This window comes from Xanthomonas codiaei (genome assembly GCF_002939785.1).
Lineage (GTDB): Bacteria > Pseudomonadota > Gammaproteobacteria > Xanthomonadales > Xanthomonadaceae > Xanthomonas > Xanthomonas codiaei.
The window spans coordinates 98,004-114,204 of record NZ_MDEC01000004.1 but is presented as its reverse complement, the minus strand read 5'-3'; the positions used below and the strand labels follow the sequence as shown (position 1 = coordinate 114,204).

16 protein-coding genes, 2 tRNA genes, 1 other RNA gene and 1 pseudogene are annotated in these 16,201 nt (G+C 67.1%); 14 read left to right on the top strand and 6 right to left on the bottom strand.

Translation table 11 applies throughout. The features are described from left to right. Window positions 1-91 precede the first annotated feature (91 nt). Window positions 92-2,062 (top strand): peptidyl-prolyl cis-trans isomerase, encoded by a 1,971-nt coding sequence (locus XcodCFBP4690_RS04180; RefSeq protein ID WP_104539794.1) that lies wholly within the window; start codon window positions 92-94, stop codon window positions 2,060-2,062. 437 nt (window positions 2,063-2,499) lie between these two features. Here the strand turns inward: XcodCFBP4690_RS04180 and XcodCFBP4690_RS04175 are convergent, their stop codons facing one another. Both XcodCFBP4690_RS04175 and gloB read right to left on the bottom strand, forming a co-directional pair. Then, a complete protein-coding gene (locus tag XcodCFBP4690_RS04175; RefSeq protein ID WP_104539793.1) occupies window positions 2,500-3,681 on the bottom strand; it encodes a lytic transglycosylase domain-containing protein in 1,182 nt (393 codons plus the stop codon). Beyond that, window positions 3,678-4,445 carry a hydroxyacylglutathione hydrolase gene (gene gloB / locus XcodCFBP4690_RS04170; protein WP_104539792.1) on the bottom strand — a complete coding sequence of 256 codons (768 nt, stop codon included), beginning with the start codon at window positions 4,443-4,445 and terminating at the stop codon, window positions 3,678-3,680. Before gloB ends, XcodCFBP4690_RS04175 begins: the two co-directional genes overlap by 4 nt. 12 nt (window positions 4,446-4,457) lie before the next feature. On the opposite strand from gloB, the gene XcodCFBP4690_RS04165 reads away from it, so the two are divergent. From XcodCFBP4690_RS04165 to dnaQ, 3 genes are read left to right on the top strand one after another with little or no spacing between them, the layout of a single operon-like run. Continuing rightward, on the top strand, window positions 4,458-5,114 hold the full coding sequence (locus XcodCFBP4690_RS04165; RefSeq protein ID WP_104539791.1) for a hypothetical protein: 657 nt from the start codon (window positions 4,458-4,460) through the stop codon (window positions 5,112-5,114). 30 nt (window positions 5,115-5,144) lie between these two features. Then, window positions 5,145-5,597 carry a ribonuclease HI gene (gene rnhA / locus XcodCFBP4690_RS04160; protein WP_104539790.1) on the top strand — a complete coding sequence of 151 codons (453 nt, stop codon included), beginning with the start codon at window positions 5,145-5,147 and terminating at the stop codon, window positions 5,595-5,597. Between the two features lie 9 nt (window positions 5,598-5,606). Beyond that, window positions 5,607-6,341 carry a DNA polymerase III subunit epsilon gene (gene dnaQ, locus XcodCFBP4690_RS04155; protein ID WP_104539789.1) on the top strand — a complete coding sequence of 245 codons (735 nt, stop codon included), beginning with the start codon at window positions 5,607-5,609 and terminating at the stop codon, window positions 6,339-6,341. Between the two features lie 165 nt (window positions 6,342-6,506). Here dnaQ and XcodCFBP4690_RS04150 read toward each other — a convergent pair whose 3' ends face one another. Continuing rightward, on the bottom strand, window positions 6,507-7,211 hold the full coding sequence (locus XcodCFBP4690_RS04150; protein ID WP_104539788.1) for a PP2C family protein-serine/threonine phosphatase: 705 nt from the start codon (window positions 7,209-7,211) through the stop codon (window positions 6,507-6,509). Between the two features lie 196 nt (window positions 7,212-7,407). Here XcodCFBP4690_RS04150 and XcodCFBP4690_RS04145 point away from each other — a divergent pair. Both XcodCFBP4690_RS04145 and XcodCFBP4690_RS04140 read left to right on the top strand, forming a co-directional pair. After that, window positions 7,408-7,498, top strand: a tRNA-Ser gene (locus tag XcodCFBP4690_RS04145). Window positions 7,499-7,662: 164 nt separating this feature from the next. Continuing rightward, complete coding sequence (locus XcodCFBP4690_RS04140) at window positions 7,663-8,067, top strand: DUF6165 family protein (RefSeq protein ID WP_104539787.1); 405 nt, start codon at window positions 7,663-7,665, stop codon at window positions 8,065-8,067. 219 nt (window positions 8,068-8,286) lie between these two features. Here XcodCFBP4690_RS04140 and XcodCFBP4690_RS04135 read toward each other — a convergent pair whose 3' ends face one another. Further along, window positions 8,287-9,336, bottom strand: a complete 1,050-nt coding sequence (locus XcodCFBP4690_RS04135) for a glycosyltransferase family 9 protein (protein ID WP_104539786.1) — start codon at window positions 9,334-9,336, stop codon at window positions 8,287-8,289. A gap of 20 nt (window positions 9,337-9,356) precedes the next feature. Between XcodCFBP4690_RS04135 and XcodCFBP4690_RS04130 the strand changes: the two genes are divergently transcribed. The 7 genes and pseudogenes from XcodCFBP4690_RS04130 (at window position 9,357) to XcodCFBP4690_RS04100 (ending at window position 13,470) form a co-directional block, all read left to right on the top strand. Then, entirely contained in the window at window positions 9,357-10,106 is a 750-nt protein-coding gene (locus XcodCFBP4690_RS04130; protein WP_104539785.1) for a 3-deoxy-D-manno-octulosonic acid kinase, read from the top strand. Then, on the top strand, window positions 10,106-10,855 hold the full coding sequence (locus XcodCFBP4690_RS04125) for an MBL fold metallo-hydrolase (protein WP_104539784.1): 750 nt from the start codon (window positions 10,106-10,108) through the stop codon (window positions 10,853-10,855). Before XcodCFBP4690_RS04130 ends, XcodCFBP4690_RS04125 begins: the two co-directional genes overlap by 1 nt. Next, the gene (moaA, locus tag XcodCFBP4690_RS04120; RefSeq protein WP_104539783.1) at window positions 10,855-11,886 is read left to right on the top strand and encodes a GTP 3',8-cyclase MoaA; all 1,032 of its coding nucleotides are present in this window, start codon (window positions 10,855-10,857) and stop codon (window positions 11,884-11,886) included. The genes XcodCFBP4690_RS04125 and moaA overlap by 1 nt, the downstream gene beginning before the upstream one ends. A 215-nt stretch (window positions 11,887-12,101) precedes the next feature. After that, window positions 12,102-12,263: pseudogene (locus XcodCFBP4690_RS22670) on the top strand (DUF4440 domain-containing protein); the annotation flags it as partial. A 27-nt stretch (window positions 12,264-12,290) separates the two neighbouring features. Beyond that, entirely contained in the window at window positions 12,291-12,788 is a 498-nt protein-coding gene (moaC, locus tag XcodCFBP4690_RS04110) for a cyclic pyranopterin monophosphate synthase MoaC (protein WP_104539781.1), read from the top strand. Continuing rightward, on the top strand, window positions 12,785-13,030 hold the full coding sequence (locus XcodCFBP4690_RS04105; RefSeq protein WP_104539780.1) for a MoaD/ThiS family protein: 246 nt from the start codon (window positions 12,785-12,787) through the stop codon (window positions 13,028-13,030). Before moaC ends, XcodCFBP4690_RS04105 begins: the two co-directional genes overlap by 4 nt. Beyond that, complete coding sequence (locus tag XcodCFBP4690_RS04100) at window positions 13,027-13,470, top strand: molybdenum cofactor biosynthesis protein MoaE (protein WP_146091838.1); 444 nt, start codon at window positions 13,027-13,029, stop codon at window positions 13,468-13,470. The genes XcodCFBP4690_RS04105 and XcodCFBP4690_RS04100 overlap by 4 nt, the downstream gene beginning before the upstream one ends. 231 nt (window positions 13,471-13,701) lie before the next feature. On the opposite strand, the gene ffs is transcribed toward XcodCFBP4690_RS04100, so the two are convergent. Both ffs and XcodCFBP4690_RS04090 read right to left on the bottom strand, forming a co-directional pair. Continuing rightward, window positions 13,702-13,798, bottom strand: an RNA gene (gene ffs / locus XcodCFBP4690_RS04095) — signal recognition particle sRNA small type. A 74-nt stretch (window positions 13,799-13,872) separates the two neighbouring features. Further along, window positions 13,873-13,965: transfer RNA gene (locus XcodCFBP4690_RS04090), tRNA-Ser, on the bottom strand. Between the two features lie 222 nt (window positions 13,966-14,187). On the opposite strand from XcodCFBP4690_RS04090, the gene dnaX reads away from it, so the two are divergent. After that, a complete protein-coding gene (gene dnaX / locus XcodCFBP4690_RS04085) occupies window positions 14,188-16,197 on the top strand; it encodes a DNA polymerase III subunit gamma/tau (RefSeq protein WP_104539778.1) in 2,010 nt (669 codons plus the stop codon). Window positions 16,198-16,201 lie beyond the last annotated feature (4 nt).

Sequence of the window (16,201 nt, the reverse complement as noted above, 5' to 3'; positions counted from 1 at the left end):
TACTGCGGGCCCGTAGTGACCGGCCCCGGGCTGGGTGCGTGGCGTCAGGCGGGTTACACTGCGCGGCTCGCCCACAGGCCGTGATTTGCCAATGCTGCAGAAACTTCGCGACAAGACGTCAGGCTGGATCGCTACCGCCATCCTGGGGTTGCTGATGATTCCGTTCCTGTTCGTCATCGACAACAGCTACCTGGGCGGCATTGGCGCCAATAACGTGGCCAAGGTGCAGGCGCCACCGACATGGTGGAAGTCTGCGCCGACGTGGTGGCCGGTCTCGCTGCTGTGGCAGCACCATGAAATCAGCACGCAGGATTTCCGCGCGCGTTTCGAACAGGCGCGCATGCAGGAACGTCAGCGCCAGGGCGAGAATTTCGATCCGCGCGCGTTCGAATCCCGCGAGAACAAGCTGCAGGTGCTCGACCAGCTGGTGGATGAGCAAGTCGTGCGGTTGGGCGCGGAAGATGCCGGGATCGTGATCGGCGATGCGACGGTGCGCGACTACATCGCCAACATCCAGGCGTTCCAGGTCGATGGCAAGTTCAGTCCGGATCAGTACCGCGCCGCCCTGGCGCAGGGCACTCCGCCGCGCACCCCTGCGCAGTTCGATGCCTTGGTTCGCGACAGCCTGCAGCAGTCGGTGATTCCGCAGGCCGTGGCCGAATCGGGTTTTGCGACCAAGACCGAATTCGAGCGCCTGCTCAAGCTGATGGGCGAAACCCGTGACGTGGAGCTGGCGATGTTGCCGGCGCCGGCGGCCGACACTGCCCCGGTCAGCGATGCGCAGATCAAGCAGTGGTATGACGCACACACGCAGGATTTCCGTCAGCCGGAGACGGTAAGCATCGAATACGTGGAGCTCAACGCCGCCACGATGCCGCCGGCCACGGCGGCCGATGAAGCCACGCTGCGCAAGCGCTACGAAGAAGAGAAGGCGCGCTTTGTCGAGCCGTATCAGCGTCTGGCATCGCACATCCTGATCACTGCCGGCAGCGATGCTGCTGCGCAGAAGGCAGCAGAGGCGAAGGCCGCCAAGCTGGCCGCCGATGCCAAGCAGCCGGGCGCCGACTTCGCCGCGTTGGCCAAGGCCAACTCGCAGGATCCTGGCTCCAAGGATGCCGGTGGCGATCTGGGCTGGGTCGAGAAGGGCACGATGGTCAAGCCGTTCGAAGACGCGCTGTTTTCGATGAAGGCGGGCGAGGTGGTCGGGCCGATCAAGAGCGAATTCGGTTATCACGTGATCCAGCTGCGCGAGGTCAAGGGCGGGCAGGGCAAGTCGTTCGAGCAGGTCCGCGACCAGCTCGCGGCCGAGCAGCTCAAGGCCGATGCCGACAAGGCATTTGCCGATGTCAGCGGCAAGCTGGTGGATCAGATCTACAAGAACCCCACCGCCCTGGAGCCGGCTGCGAAGCAGGTCGGTTTGCCGGTGCAGACCCTGGGCCCGTTCTCGCGCACCACTGCCAGCGGCATTGCCGCCAATCCGGCGGTACTGCGCTCGGCATTTTCCGAAACGCTGGTGCAGGACGGGACGGTGAGCGATCCGATCACCATCGCGCCCAACCACAGCGTGGTGTTGCGCGTGACCAACCACACCGCCGAACAGGCGTTGCCGTTGGACAAGGTGCGCGACAAGGTGATTGCCGCCGTGCATGCGGATCGCACCGAGAAGGCCGCTGCCGCCGCTGCAGACGCCCTGCTGGCCCGCGTGCAGAAGGGCGAAACCCTGCAGGCGCTGGCGGAGAGCGAGAAGCTGCAGCTGCAGCCGATTCCGGGGCTGCCGCGCACCGCGCTGATCCCCACGCCAGCGGCGAACCGCGCAATTTTCAGCGCTCCTCGCCCAAGCGAGGGTAAGCCTTCGGTCGGCAAGGTGGAGCTGGACGGCGGGCGCTTTGCGGTGTTCGTCATCAGCAAGGCAACGCCGGGCGACCTGAAGCAGATGCCGGCCGAACAGCAGACCATGCTGCGCGAGCAGCTGAGCCAGATCGACGGAAACAACGCCGCGCAGGCCTACGTCAAGGAAATGCGCAAGCGTTACAAGATCCAGATCGAGGAAGCGCAGCTGTAACGCCGCGCTGACGATTGCTGTCAGGAACGAGCCCGGGCAACCGGGCTTTTTCTTTGCCTGAACTGCTGGTCCGACTGGCACGGGGGCGCGCTGATGGGCTGCACGGTCTGGACGAATCGACGCATGACAGCCCGGCGCTCACGAATTCGAAAGGGCGCACGCGGCAAAGGGTATACCCCGTCGGGGCGGCACGACTGCGGGCGCTCTTCCGGCCGGCAAACCTGTGCCGGGCAGGGCGGCCTGGCGCGATTGACTGACCACCTCGACCGCGATGCCGTCGTAGGAACGGTCCTGGCCGTGAGGGCTCTATCTGTAAAGCCCATCGCGGCCAGGGCCACGCTCCTACGGAAGATATGCAAGCCGGGGCGGTGCGATGGGCATGTGCGGTGAGGCGCTGGGCCACCGGGAACGATCGGGTGCGACGACCTGTGCGGACGTCAGGGCGTATCGTTGAACGACAGCACCATGCCGGGCTTGAGGACGGCGCGCTTGTCCAGGCCATTGCTGGCGAGCAGCGTGGCGACCGTAATGCCGTAGCGGCGTGCAATGGCCCAGGCCGATTCGCCATTGCGGACGGTGTGGGTTCTGGCGGGGGCGCGGGATGGCTTGGCGACCGCAACGCTGGCGAACGCCGCTGTGGCTGCGCTGGTCTGCGGGTCGGCAGCAGCTGTCTGGGCGGCGGCAACCGCCGTGCTGGATCCTGGCTGCGCCGGAGCGATGGGCGCAAGCACATGCACCCCCTTGGGCGCGGCACGGGCGCTTGCCACGGCCGGATTGAGGCGGGCCAGCAGCTGCGGTTCGATCGCGCGTTGCCCGGCCCAGGTGTTGAGGCTGGTACCGGCAGGCAGCGCATGTTCGGTGAGGACCGGGACCTGGCGGTCCAGGGACGTCAACAGACTGCCCTGCTGCTGCGCATGATCGAGAACGCAGGCCAGCGCGTGCAGTTTTTCGACATAGTCGTAGGTGACCCTGGACATGCCGGGCAGTTCCGCCGGACGCGCGTTCTGGGCATTCATCCCGGCGCTGCGCATCGCCTGCAACACCCGGTACTCGCCGGCGTTGTAGGCCATCAGCGCCAGTCGCCAGTCGCCGCCGAACATGCCGTATAGCGTCTTGAGATAGCGCACCGCCGCGGTGGTGGAATCCACCGCCGATAGGCGGCCGTCGTACTGCGCGCCGACCGGGACATGGTGGTTGCGGGCGGTGGTGGCGATGAATTGCCAGAGTCCGGCCGGGCCGCTGCCATTGCGCGCGCCGGGGCGGTAGCCACTCTCGACGAACGGGATCAGCGCAAATTCGGTGGGCATGTCGGCGGCACGCAACTCGTCGACGACATAGCCGAACAACGGCAGGACGTCCTGTGCGTCGTCGGCAAGGCGCGCGGGGGCGCGCGAGAAATGCTGTTCCCAGCGGGTGTCGCTATGCTCACTGTCGCAGCCGGGGTCGGCGCGGCCTTCCAGAAACGCCGAAAAGATCTCGCGCCCGTTGCGCATGCTGGGTGCGCTGGTCGAGGGGGAGATGCTCTCGGTCGACGTCGGGCGACTGGCATCGGTGGATGAGGCGGCCGCTGGCGCGGTGGCCGCGCAGGCGGCCAGCACTGCAAAAACCAGGCGCCTCATGCGCGAAATTCGTCTTTCCAGCGCCGAAGTTCGGCGAAAACGTCTACTTCAGAGGAAGCTGCACCGGCTGCGCGTGGTGTGACCGTGGAGCGGATTTCAGGGCGGCTGGTACGTAAGAACGGATTGGTGGCCAGTTCACTCTTGAGCGAAATCGGCAGGGTAGGACGGGCTGCTTGACGCATGGCCTGGGCTTCCTGTTGACGGCGCTGCAAGGCAGCGTTGGTGGGATCGACGTGCAGCGCAAAGGCCGCATTGGCCAGGGTGTATTCGTGGCCGCAACACACAAGCGTTTCGCCGGGCAATCGGGCCAGGCGCTGCAACGAGTCGAACATCTGCGGAGCGGTACCTTCGAACATGCGTCCACAGCCTAGGCTGAACAGGGTATCACCACTGAACAGGTGGCGGTCGGTCACGAAGGCGATATGGCTACGGGTGTGGCCGGGAACCTCCAGCACTTCGAATGCGGTTCCAAGCAGACGCAAGCGCTCGCCCTGTCCCACTTGGCGGGCGGTTGCAGGGATGCGTTCGTCGGCAGGGCCGAACAACTCCAGCTGCGGCCAACGCGCCTGCAGCGCTGCTACGCCACCGATATGGTCGGCGTGGTGGTGGGTCAGCAGCACCGCGCTGGGGACCAGCTCGCCGCGTTCTGCGGCGGCGATCACCGGCTCGGCCTGGCCGGGATCGACCACGATGGCGCGGCCATCGGCGGCGACCAATGCCCAGATATAGTTGTCGTCGAATGCGGGCAGGGCGATCAGTCGCATAGAATTGGGACCATGCCTGCCACGCCATTCTCCCGTCAAGCTGGTGTCTCGACCTGGTTTGATACGGGGGCGGGGCGCAGCCTGCTGCAGCTGGAGCGCCGACTGGCATTGGAGGCGCTGCAGGCGCGACCATCCCAGCCCTGGCTGTGGGTCACGCCCAGCGGCGATCTGCCGCCGCGCGAGGGCCTGCAGGGCCGCGGCCTGCGCCTGTTTCGCAATGCCGGGCGGTTTGCCGGCGATGCCCGGTGTGCGATGCCGTTTCCGCTACCGACCGAGAGCCTGCAGGCCATCGTGGTGCAGCATGCCGTGGTTGGCGGGGCGGCGGATTTTCTGGCTGAGTGCGAGCGCCTGTTGATGCCGGGTGGCCGGCTATGGCTGTTCACGCTCAATCCGTTGAGCCCTTACCGCTTCCACTGGGCGCGCCGCGGCCCGGTGGCGCTGCGCCCGGATCGCTGGCGGGTGCTGGCGCAGCGCGCCGGCCTGCAAGGTGTCGAAACCGAGCGCTACCTCGGGCCGATCTGGCGTGCCGGGCGTGGCTCGCCCGATCCCGGTCGCGCGCCCTGGCGCGCGGTGTATCTGCTTGAAGTGGAAAAGCGCGCCTGCGCCCCGATCGCGCCGACCCCGATTGCGCTGCCGTCGCGCTGGCCGCAGCCGGTGGCCACGATCTGATCCTCAGTAACGTTGCAATCCTGGAATCTGATGAAATCAATTGAAGTGCATACCGACGGCTCCTGCCTCGGCAATCCCGGTCCGGGCGGTTGGGCGGCGCTGTTGCGCTACAACGGCCGCGAGAAGGAACTGGCCGGCGGCGAAGCGGTGTCCACCAACAACCGCATGGAGCTGATGGCCGCGATCATGGCGCTGGAAACGCTGACCGAACCGTGCCAGATCGTGCTGCATACCGACTCGCAATACGTCCGCCAGGGCATTACCGAGTGGATGTCCGGCTGGGTACGGCGTGGCTGGAAGACGGCCGGCGGCGATCCGGTCAAGAACCGCGAACTGTGGGAGCGGCTGCATGCGGCCACGCAACGGCACCGCATCGATTGGCGCTGGGTGAAGGGCCACAATGGCGACCCGGACAACGAACGCGTCGACGTGCTCGCCCGCAACCAGGCCATTGCCCAGCGCAGTGGCAGCGCAACCGCGTAAGAGGATTCAATGCGTCAGATCATTCTCGATACAGAAACCACCGGCCTGGAATGGCGCAAGGGCAATCGCGTCGTGGAAATCGGTGCGGTGGAGCTGCTGGAGCGGCGTCCTAGCGGCAACAATTTCCATCGTTACCTGAAACCCGATTGCGACTTCGAACCCGGCGCGCAGGAAGTGACCGGGCTGACCCTGGAATTTCTGGCCGACAAGCCGCTGTTTGCCGATGTGGTGGAGGAATTTCTCGCCTATATCGACGGCGCGGAGCTGATCATTCACAACGCCGCGTTCGACCTGGGCTTCCTCGACAACGAACTCGCGCTGCTGGGCGACGGCTACGGCCGCATCATCGACCGCGCCAGCGTGGTCGACACCTTGATGATGGCGCGCGAACGCTATCCGGGGCAGCGCAATTCGCTGGATGCCTTGTGCAAGCGGCTGGGCGTGGACAATTCGCACCGCCAGTTGCACGGCGCCTTGCTCGATGCGCAGATCCTGGCCGATGTGTACATCGCGCTGACCTCCGGGCAGGAAGAAATCGGCTTTGCCAGCGCCGATGCCGGACAGCATGCCAGCGATGGCGACAATGCGATCACCTTTGATCCGGCGTTGCTGTTGCCGCGCCCGCGCGTGGCGGTGACTGCCTCCGAGACGCAGGCGCACGAGGCGCGCCTGGCACAGCTGCGCAAGAAGGCCGGGCGTGCGCTATGGGATCCGCCGGTCGAAGAGGCCGCGGCCGCCGGCTAGGCGACGATAAGCAATAGGCGAATGGCGGGCGATGTCGTCAGGCCCGCCTAGTCCTGCCACTCTCGACACGCGCACGGCGCGGATCGAGAGGCAAATCGGCTGTCGAAGTGCTTCAGCAGCGCGAAGCGCGACTCAGTCGCTATGTATCAGGATGGGGCGCGCGCCTCAGTAGCTACGCACCAGGATGGCGGTGATGTTGTCCGAGCCGCCGCCATCCAGTGCTGCGGCAACCAGGCATTCGACGCACTCCTGCGCGCTGCAATCGGCCTGCGACAGGGTTGCCGCGATCGCGGCATCATCCACTTCCTCGGTCAGCCCGTCGCTGCACAGCAACAGCTGCATGCCGGATTTGAGTTCGCCCTGCATGGTGGCGACGTTGAGATGCGCCGGGTCGGTGACGCCCAGCGCCTGGGTCACCACGTTGCGATGCGGGTGCGCGCGCGCCTGCTCGCTGGTGAGCGTGCCCTGGGCGATGAGTTCCTGCACATAACTGTGGTCCTGGCTCAGCTGGGCCAGGCGTCCGTCGCGCCATAGATAGGCGCGGCTGTCGCCGACCCAGGCCACCTCGAAGCGCTGGCCCAGCACGCGCGCGGCGACCACGGTGGTACCCATCGGCAAGGTGTCGTTGCAGCGGCGCGAAGTCTTGATGATTTCCTCGTCGGCGATGCGAATCGCCTGTGCCAGCGGCGTGCCGGCGCGCACTTCGCGCACGATGGTTTCGCGTGCCAGTGCGCTGGCGACCTCGCCGCAGGCGTGCCCGCCCATGCCATCGGCCACCAGCCACAACCCCAGTTCGCTGTCGCCGTAGTAGGTGTCCTCGTTGAGGTCACGGCGCAGGCCAACGTGGGTAAGGTGTCCGAATTCGAGCATGGGGCCGGGTCGCCAGGGAGAAGATGCGCCTCCATCATCGCGGCCCGCCCGGCCAGCAGCAACACGCGGCCGGCAAACGGCGCAGGACCGGTTCACGCCCGGCCGGTCCTGGCGCTACCTGGCGCCGGCCCGGGCCGCTTGTGGCCGGGGCCGTGTGCCCGTATGATGCACGGCCCCAGGACACTGGGGACCATCTGGAGAGGTGGCAGAGCGGTTGAATGTACCTGACTCGAAATCAGGCAGGCGTTTATAGCGCCTCGGGGGTTCGAATCCCCCCCTCTCCGCCAGATTGAGGCGAACAGGTGTGCCAGTGCCGCGTGGGTTTCGCCGGCGGTATTTTCTTCTGTCGCCAGACTCGCATCAGCCCCCGCAAGGGGGCTTTTGTTTATGTGTGGCCATCGCTGCCTGCGGCGATGACTACAATCCGCTCGATTCCCGTTGGAGGCCTGTCATGTCCGAGATCCTGGTGCCCGTGTCCTTTGGTGAGCTGCTCGACAAGATCGCGATCCTGCAGATCAAGTCCGAGCGCATGAGCGACGCGGCCAAGCTGGCCAACGTGCGCAACGAGCTGTCCGCGCTGGAGAACAGCTGGATGGCGCACCCGGCCGCCGGCCACGACATCGTGCGGCTGCGCGCCGAACTGAAGGCCGTCAACGAGCGGCTGTGGGTGATCGAGGACGACATCCGGCTCAAGGAGCAGGCCCAGACCTTCGACGACACCTTCGTGCAGCTCGCGCGCAGCGTGTATATCGAGAACGACGAGCGTGCGCGGATCAAGAAGCAGATCAACCTGGCGTTGGGCTCTTCGTATGTGGAAGAGAAGTCCTACCAGGACTATCGCGCGCCCAACGCCTGAGAGCCTTGTCCCGACCGGTCGCGCCGCCGTCCGGTTGGCGTGCACTGTCGTGGATGCAGCGAGTGCATGCGGGGAGGGGGCGGCGCCTGTCGCGGCGCGATGCCCGCGGCTGTGATTCAGGGCCGGTCGCTGGCATCTGCGCATGGTGCCGGTGCGAAGGGTGGAACCGACGGCAGTGCCTGGCCGACGGCCCGAGCGCTCACAGGCGCGGTCTGGCGCCTAGCGGGGATGGTCGGCGCGGTAGCGTTCGAAGGCGGCAATCGCATCTTCGACGGTGACCAGCGCCATCACGTCATCGAATTCGATCTTGGTGCCCCAGCGCAGCTGGTCGGCCGGCTTGTGCAGGAACTTGCGCGCAGCCGCGTCGTAGCGGTCCACGCAATAGCGCACGTCCGAATACGGGCCGCTGCGCCGCGGATTGCTGGCCGCATGCAGTCCCAGCACCTTGGTGCCCATCGCGTTGGCGATGTGCATCGGCCCCGAATCCGGCGTCACCACCAGATCGGCGCGGGCAAGCAGGGCGGGCAGCTGCTTGAGCGTGTCCTTGCCGACCAGGTCCAGTAGCGGCGCGCGCGCACTGGCGACGATGGCGTCGGCGGTGCTGCGCTCCAGATCGCTACGCCCCCCGCACAGGACCACGCGCCAGCCTTGCGCGACCGCATGATCGGCCAGCGCGGCGTGGCGCTCCGGATACCAGTTGCGTCGTGCGTGGCTGGAGCAGGGCGAGATCATCAGCACCGGTCGGCCATCGTCCTGCCACTGCGCCTGCGCCCAGGCGTGCGCATCCTCGGGCACCGGCAGGTCCCAGCGCACCCGGGTCTGCTGCAGGCCCAACGGTTCGGCGAAGCTGCCGATGGCGTCCAGCACGTGGATACCGGGGCGGTCGGCGATGCGTTCGTTGACGAACAGGCCGTGCAGGTCCTTGGAGCGGCTGCGGTCGTAGCCGATGCGCCGGCGCGCCGGCACGAAGGCCGAGAGCACGTTCGCGCGCAACGCCACCTGCATCTGCAGCAGGGCATCGAAGCGACCCAGCGGCGCCAGTTGCCGGCGCAATGCGCGCATGCCGGCCACGCCGCTGCGTTTGTCGTAGGCGTGGAAATGCACGCCGGGCAGGCCGTCGAGCAACTTCAGCCCGGCCTTGTCGATGATCCAGTGCAGCGCCGTCTGCGGAAAGCCCGCCTGCAGCGTGCGCACCAGCGGCACCACATGGGTGACGTCGCCCAGGGCGGACAGTCGCAGCAGACACAGCGATGCAGGCGTTACAGCCATGGTGTTGTTAGACTCGATAGATGGTTTCTTTCGACGCCACCGAAGCGCTGACGCCGTACCGCGAGGGCCGCGGCTATGGCGCCATTCTGTTCGACCGCGAACGGCTGCGGCAAGCCGACGCCGGGCTGTTTTCGCCGCAGCGCTGGGGCGACAGGGCGCGGCCGGTCGATGAGGGGGGGCGCGGCGGGGCGTGGTTCGTGGATGCGCCGTTCGGTCGCAGCGTCTTGCGGCAATACCTGCGTGGCGGCATGGCGGCGCGCGTGAGCCGCGATCACTACCTGTGGAAAGGCGCCGGGCGCACGCGCAGTTTTGCCGAGTTCCGGCTGATGCGCGAACTGATCAAGCGCAAGCTGCCGGTGCCGCGACCGCTGGCTGCCTGCTATCTGCGCGAAGGCCTGGGCTATCGCGCGGCGCTGTTGATGGAGCGGCTGGAAAATGTGCGCTCGCTGGCCGATCACGCCCAGGTGGCCGGGCGCGGTGCGCCGTGGGAGGCCACCGGCCAGCTGATTGCGCGCTTCCATCGCGCCGGGCTGGATCACGCCGATCTCAACGCCCACAACATCCTGTTCGATGCCGGCGGGCATGGCTGGTTGATCGATTTCGACCGCGGCGTGCTGCGCATCCCGGCTACGCGCTGGCGCGAGCGCAACCTCCAGCGTCTGCATCGTTCGCTGCTGAAGCTGCGTGGCAGCCGCAGCCGCGAGGAGGTCGACAAGGACTACGAGCGCCTGCACCGCGCCTACGAACTGGCCTGGGGCCGGGGCTACTGATGCAATGGGGCTTGCGTGTCCAGGGAGTCGGCAATGCGTCGGCGGTGGCGCTCGGTTCGCCGATGGCCACGCTCGAGCGTGCCGGTGCGCCGTGGCTGACCATCGATTGCGGGAGCGAGGGGCTGACTGCCTATCAGGTGCATTACGGCCAGTTGCCACAGGCGGTCTTCATCACCCACGTGCATCTGGACCATGTCGGCGGGCTGGAGCGGCTGTTCGTGGACAGTTACTTCTCTGAACGACGTGGGCGCACGCGCCTGTATGTGCCGGCGTCGGTGGTCCCGTTGTTGCAGCGGCGCATCGCCGATTATCCGAATGTGCTGGCCGAGGGTGGGGCCAACTTCTGGGATGCGTTCCAGCTGGTACCGGTGGGCGATGCGTTCTGGCACGACGGCGTGCGGCTGGAGGTGTTTCCGGTGCGCCACCATTGGCCGGAGACCGCCTACGGACTGCGCCTGCAGGGCGCGCTGGTGTGGACCGGAGACACCCGGCCCATACCGGAGATGCTGAAGCGTTATGCGTGCGACAACGAGCTGATTGCGCATGACTGCGGCGTTCACGGCAACCCGTCGCATACTGGCGTGGACGATTTGGAGCGGGAGTACCCGCAGGACCTGTTGAGCCGCATGCTGCTGTACCACTATGCGAGCGAAGCCGACGGCGACGTGCTGCGCGCGCGTGGTCATCGCGTGGCCGTGCCTGGGCAATATCTGGCGCTGGCGGACCCGACCGCCGCCGTGGTGCGCTGATGGGCGCCCTGACACTGCCGACGCTGGCCGGTGCCCCCATGCAGGACCGCTATGGCCGCCCGCTGCGCGACTTGCGCCTGTCGGTGATCGAGGCCTGCAACTTCCGTTGCGGCTACTGCATGCCGGCCGACCGCGTACCCGATGATTACGGCTTCGACTCACAGCAGCGGTTGAGTTTCGATCAGCTGGAGACGCTGGTGCGTGCGTTCGTGTCGGTCGGCGTCACCAAGCTGCGCCTGACCGGCGGCGAGCCGCTGCTGCGCCGCGACCTGGCGAGCCTGATTGCGCGGCTGACCGCGATTGAGGGCATCGAGGATCTGGCGCTGACCACCAACGGCACCTTGCTTGCGCGGCAGGCCGTTGCGCTGCGGCAGGCCGGGCTACGCCGCATCACCGTCAGCATGGATGCGCTCGAACCTGCGTTGTTCAGGCGCATGAGCGGCGACCGCGGCGAGATTGCGCAGGTGCTGGCCGGCATTGCCGCCGCCGAGCAGGCCGGTTTCCAGCGGCTGAAGATCAATTGCGTGGTGCAGCGGGGTATCAACGAAGATCAGGTGCTGCCGCTGGTGGAGCACTTCCGCGGCACCGGGCACGTGCTGCGCTTCATCGAATTCATGGACGTGGGCAGCTGCAATGGCTGGACGCCGGATGCGGTGGTGACGTCCGCACAACTACGCGAACGCATCCACGCGCGTTGGCCGTTGGTGGCGCTGAACGCCAATTACACCGGTGAAGTGGCGCAGCGCCATGCGTTTGTCGACGGTGCTGGTGAAGTGGGCTTCGTCAGTTCGGTCAGCGTGCCGTTCTGCGGCGATTGCCAGCGTGCACGCGTGTCCGCCGACGGACATCTGTACACCTGTCTGTTCGCCAGCCAGGGCCATGACCTCAAACCGGCCCTGGCCAATGGCGAGTCAGCGCTGGCAACACATCTGCGTCAGCGCTGGAGCGTACGTGGCGACCGCTACAGCGAAGTGCGGGCCTCGGTGCCACGCCGCGGCAAGCCGGTCGAGATGTTTTTGATCGGCGGATGAGCGAGAACCTGCTGCTGGCTCAGTCGTGCGCGTTGGAACTGCGTCGGCTCGATCTGCGCAGCCGTGTGCCGATGTGCGGGTGGTAGAAGCGCTGCCCGAACCGGCGTTTGCCGAGTTCGGTGCGTCGGGGCCGTCGGTACACGCACAGCGCGGTGATCGAGGTCTGGCGCGCCCCCGGTGTCGCTGCCGAGTGCCACGCCGATGGCTCTGAGTGCATGCGGCTTGCATCGAATCTTGCGCAGCTGCGTCAGCGGTCGATGGATCGCCGTCAGGGTGTTGAGCGGCAGGCCTTGCGCAGTTTGTCGTGGCGCAGGAACGCTGACGCATGCCACTCGCTGTTCCATCAAGGCACCCCGTTCACCGAGAATGCCGCATCCTGCCTGCCTGTTTTCGCGTCGCCTCCCATGTCTGCCAAATCCCGTTCCGCCCGCCTGACCCACATCGACGCCGCCGGGCTTCCCACCATGGTGGATGTCTCGGACAAGGCCGTCACCGCGCGCAGCGCCACGGCGACCAGCCGGGTGCGCTTTCCGGCAGCGGTTGCGGCGCAGTTGCGCGCCAATGGCTTGCGTAGCGCCAAGGGCGGCATCGTGGAAACCGCGGTGATCGCCGGCACCATGGCGGTCAAGCGCACCCACGAGCTGATTCCGTTCTGCCATCCGTTGCCGATCGATGCCTGCCGGTTCGAGATCGACTGGGCCGGCGAGCAGGTGCTGGACATCCAGTGCACGGTGCGTTGCGTGCACCGCACCGGGGTGGAAATGGAGGCGCTCACCGGCGCCAGCATGGCGGCCCTGACGGTGTACGACATGTGCAAGGCCTTGTCGCATGCCATGACGATCGGGCCGACCAGGCTGGTGTCCAAGCGTGGTGGCAAGCGCGATATCGGAGCGGCGCGATGAGTGCGACGGTGACGGTGTTGTATTTCGCCAGCCTGCGCGAGGCGGCGGGCATGGCCGACGAACGCGTGCAGTCCGATGCGCAGAGCTTGCGTGGCCTGTACACCGAGCTCGATGCGCGGCACGGCCTGCGTTGGACACCGGCGCAATTGCGGGTGGCCGTGGATGGCGCGTTCGCGCGCTGGGACGATGCGCTGCGCGACGGCAGCGAAGTGGTGTTCATTCCGCCGGTGTCGGGAGGTTGAGCATGAGCGAGCAGATTGCCGCGGTGTTTGCGTTGTCCGATGTCCCGTTGCCGCTCGATCGGTTGCGTGCCGGGATGGAACATCCGCATGCTGGTGCCTTTGCCAGCTTCGAAGGCTGGGTGCGCAATCACAATGACGGTCGCAGTGTGGCCGGGCTGCGCTACGAGGCGTATGCCGCATTGGCGCAGGCCGAAGGCCAGCGTGTGCTGGACGAGGCGATGCAACGGTTTTCCATCGTGCACGCGCACTGCGTGCACCGCGTTGGCGAACTGCGTATCGGCGATATGGCGGTGTGGGTGGGCGTGAGTGCGGCGCACCGCGGCGGTGCCTTCGATGCATGCCGCTTCATCATCGACGAGGTCAAGGCGCGCGTACCGATCTGGAAGCACGAGCATTACCTCGAAGGCGATGCGGGTTGGCTGCATCCGGAATCGCAGTAGGGCAGGCGCGAGCGCAAGGCTGGCTGATGCGTGAGGCCGGCGCGGCGCGCCGTAGGACGCTGACGTCGTGGGAATGCGTCGCCGTCGCCACGGCGAGTGCGAATGATTGCTTGGCTTTGCACACGGGCGCACAGCGCTGCGCGAGACGACTGCTGCTTGCCGCTTGACCAATCGCATGCAAGCCAGGGTTCCGGCTGTTTCGCGTGGTGTCTGTCCAAAGTTGGGGTGGTGTCCCCGCCGGTTGACCTCGGCGCCCGCATCAATCGATACCGTTGCTGCCTTCCGGCCCTGGCGGGATTTTCGATCTAGCGTCGCGAGGGACCGACGGGGCCACCATAAGACGTGGGCCAGTGGCATGGCCCGGGATCTGCTGCGACGGTGTCATCGCGCACATCGTGAATCTGGCGGAGAGAGGGGGATTCGAACCCCCGAAGCGCGGTTTAGACGCTTACACACTTTCCAGGCGTGCTCCTTCAACCACTCGGACACCTCTCCGGGCCTGCCGGACGACCAGGTCGAAGGCAGGAGCGGGATTCTAGCCGTCACGCGCGCCGTTAACAAGGACACCCGCCAGGCGGCAGCGCATCCGCGTGCAGTGGGGGCCTGCTGGGCAGGGCGTGGCGGCATGGCCGGCGGCGTGAAGACGGGCGGCGACCGCTGAACGATCGGCTTGACACGGCATGGCACAATATCGGTTCAGAAGAAGCCGGTTGCCCGATGTCCTATCTCGTTCTCGCCCGCAAGTGGCGCCCGAAGCGTTTTGCCGAGCTGGTGGGCCAGGAACACGTGGTCCGTGCGCTCAGCAATGCGCTCGATAGCGGGCGCGTGCACCACGCCTTCCTGTTCACCGGTACCCGCGGGGTGGGCAAGACCACCATCGCGCGCATCTTCGCCAAGTCGCTGAACTGCGAGACCGGCACCAGCGCCGACCCGTGCGGCACCTGCCCGGCCTGCCTGGACATCGATGCCGGGCGCTACATCGACCTGCTGGAGATCGACGCCGCCTCCAACACCGGTGTGGACGACGTGCGCGAGGTGATCGAGAACGCGCAGTACATGCCCTCGCGCGGCAAGTTCAAGGTCTACCTGATCGACGAAGTGCACATGCTCTCCAAGGCGGCCTTCAACGCGTTGCTGAAGACGCTGGAAGAGCCGCCCGAGCACGTGAAGTTCCTGCTGGCCACCACCGACCCGCAGAAGCTGCCGGTGACGGTGCTGTCGCGCTGCCTGCAGTTCAACCTCAAGCGCCTGGACGAAGACCAGATCCAGGGCCAGATGACCCGCATCCTGGCCGCCGAGCAGATCGAGTCGGACCCGTCGGCGATCGTGCAGCTGTCCAAGGCGGCCGACGGCTCGCTGCGCGATGGCCTGTCGCTGCTGGACCAGGCGATCGCCTATGCCGGCGGTGCGCTGCGCGAGGACGTGGTGCGCACGATGCTCGGCACGGTGGACCGCACCCAGGTCGGCGCCATGCTGCAGTCGCTGGCCGATGGCGATGGCGCGCAGTTGCTCAAGGTCGTGGCCGCGCTGGCCGAATTCTCGCCGGACTGGAGTGGCGTGCTGGAAGCGCTGGCCGAGGCCCTGCACCGCGTGCAGGTGCAACAGCTGGTGCCGTCGGTGGCGTTCGTCGGCGACGGTATCGACCCGACCCCGTTTGCTGCGCAGCTGCGCCCGGAAGTGGTGCAGCTGTGGTACCAGATGGCGCTCAACGGGCGTCGCGATCTGTATCTGGCGCCCAGCCCGCGCGCAGGCTTTGAAATGGCGGTGTTGCGGATGCTGGCCTTCCGGCCGGCGGCAGCGGTGCCGGCCGGCAGCAGCGACGATGGCCGTGGAGCCACGGTCGGCGGCGGCACGCGTGCGCCGGGCGCCGGCGTGCAGGCGGCTGCGCCGGCCGCCGCCGCCGTGCCCGCAACAGAGCCGGCGCAGGCCATGGAAGCGGCATTTGCGCCACCTGTGCCTGCTGCACCGCCGGCCGCCGCTGCGGCGGCGCCGGTGGTCTCGCTGCCGGCCTCGGCAGCGCCTGTCGGCGCAGCGACGGCGCGCACCGACGACACCCCGCCCTGGGCGGTGGACGATGCGCCGGTCAGGACGCCCGCAGCGCCTGCGCCTTCTTCGACCGTGGCCGTTGCGTCCGACGCCACCGCGCCGGCGATCGCTTCGGCAGCGGTGGTGGTTGCGCCGGAAGCGGCCATGGCGCCTCCTGTCGAGGCCGTAGATCCTGCAGCCGCATCCGATGCGACTGCGGTGGCCGTGCCGCTGGCTGCACCGTTACCGGTCTCCACGTCGGTATCCACCGCACCGGCCAGCACTCCGGTGGCGTTGATCGATGACGGCCAGATTGCCGATGCCGAGCAGTGGCTGGACCTTGTCACCCGCAGTGGCCTGAACGGCCCGTCGCGCCAGCTCGCGGCCAACGCGGCCTTTATCGGTCACGGCGATGGCGTCTTGCGCCTGGCGCTGGCGCCGGGCTTCGAATACCTCACGTCCGAGCGTTCCATCGCCAACCTGGCCCAGGCGCTGGCACCGGTGCTGGGCAACACGCCCCGCATCGTCATCGAGACCGGCAGTGCCGATGTCGAGACCTTGCACGAGCGCGCCAGCCGGCAGAAAGGCGAGCGCCAGAGCGCCGCCGAAGACGCTTTCATGAACGACCCGCATGTGCAGCAGCTGATCCAGCAGCAGGGCGCGCGGGTGGTTCCCGATTCCATCCGCCCTTACGACGAGTAACGAC

Bases quoted from the DNA above. Each gene is read 5' to 3' on its own strand.
- XcodCFBP4690_RS04140 (WP_104539787.1), top strand. From the start codon at position 7,663: ATGTCCGAGATCCTGGTGCCCGTGTCCTTTGGTGAGCTGCTCGACAAG.
- dnaQ (WP_104539789.1), top strand. From the start codon at position 5,607: ATGCGTCAGATCATTCTCGATACAGAAACCACCGGCCTGGAATGGCGC.
- dnaX (WP_104539778.1), top strand. From the start codon at position 14,188: ATGTCCTATCTCGTTCTCGCCCGCAAGTGGCGCCCGAAGCGTTTTGCC.
- XcodCFBP4690_RS04125 (WP_104539784.1), top strand. From the start codon at position 10,106: ATGCAATGGGGCTTGCGTGTCCAGGGAGTCGGCAATGCGTCGGCGGTG.
- XcodCFBP4690_RS04135 (WP_104539786.1), bottom strand. From the start codon at position 9,336: ATGGCTGTAACGCCTGCATCGCTGTGTCTGCTGCGACTGTCCGCCCTG.
- XcodCFBP4690_RS04150 (WP_104539788.1), bottom strand. From the start codon at position 7,211: ATGCTCGAATTCGGACACCTTACCCACGTTGGCCTGCGCCGTGACCTC.
- XcodCFBP4690_RS04180 (WP_104539794.1), top strand. From the start codon at position 92: ATGCTGCAGAAACTTCGCGACAAGACGTCAGGCTGGATCGCTACCGCC.
- gloB (WP_104539792.1), bottom strand. From the start codon at position 4,445: ATGCGACTGATCGCCCTGCCCGCATTCGACGACAACTATATCTGGGCA.
- rnhA (WP_104539790.1), top strand. From the start codon at position 5,145: ATGAAATCAATTGAAGTGCATACCGACGGCTCCTGCCTCGGCAATCCC.
- XcodCFBP4690_RS04165 (WP_104539791.1), top strand. From the start codon at position 4,458: ATGCCTGCCACGCCATTCTCCCGTCAAGCTGGTGTCTCGACCTGGTTT.
- XcodCFBP4690_RS04130 (WP_104539785.1), top strand. From the start codon at position 9,357: ATGGTTTCTTTCGACGCCACCGAAGCGCTGACGCCGTACCGCGAGGGC.
- XcodCFBP4690_RS04105 (WP_104539780.1), top strand. From the start codon at position 12,785: ATGAGTGCGACGGTGACGGTGTTGTATTTCGCCAGCCTGCGCGAGGCG.
- moaC (WP_104539781.1), top strand. From the start codon at position 12,291: ATGTCTGCCAAATCCCGTTCCGCCCGCCTGACCCACATCGACGCCGCC.
- XcodCFBP4690_RS04175 (WP_104539793.1), bottom strand. From the start codon at position 3,681: ATGAGGCGCCTGGTTTTTGCAGTGCTGGCCGCCTGCGCGGCCACCGCG.
- moaA (WP_104539783.1), top strand. From the start codon at position 10,855: ATGGGCGCCCTGACACTGCCGACGCTGGCCGGTGCCCCCATGCAGGAC.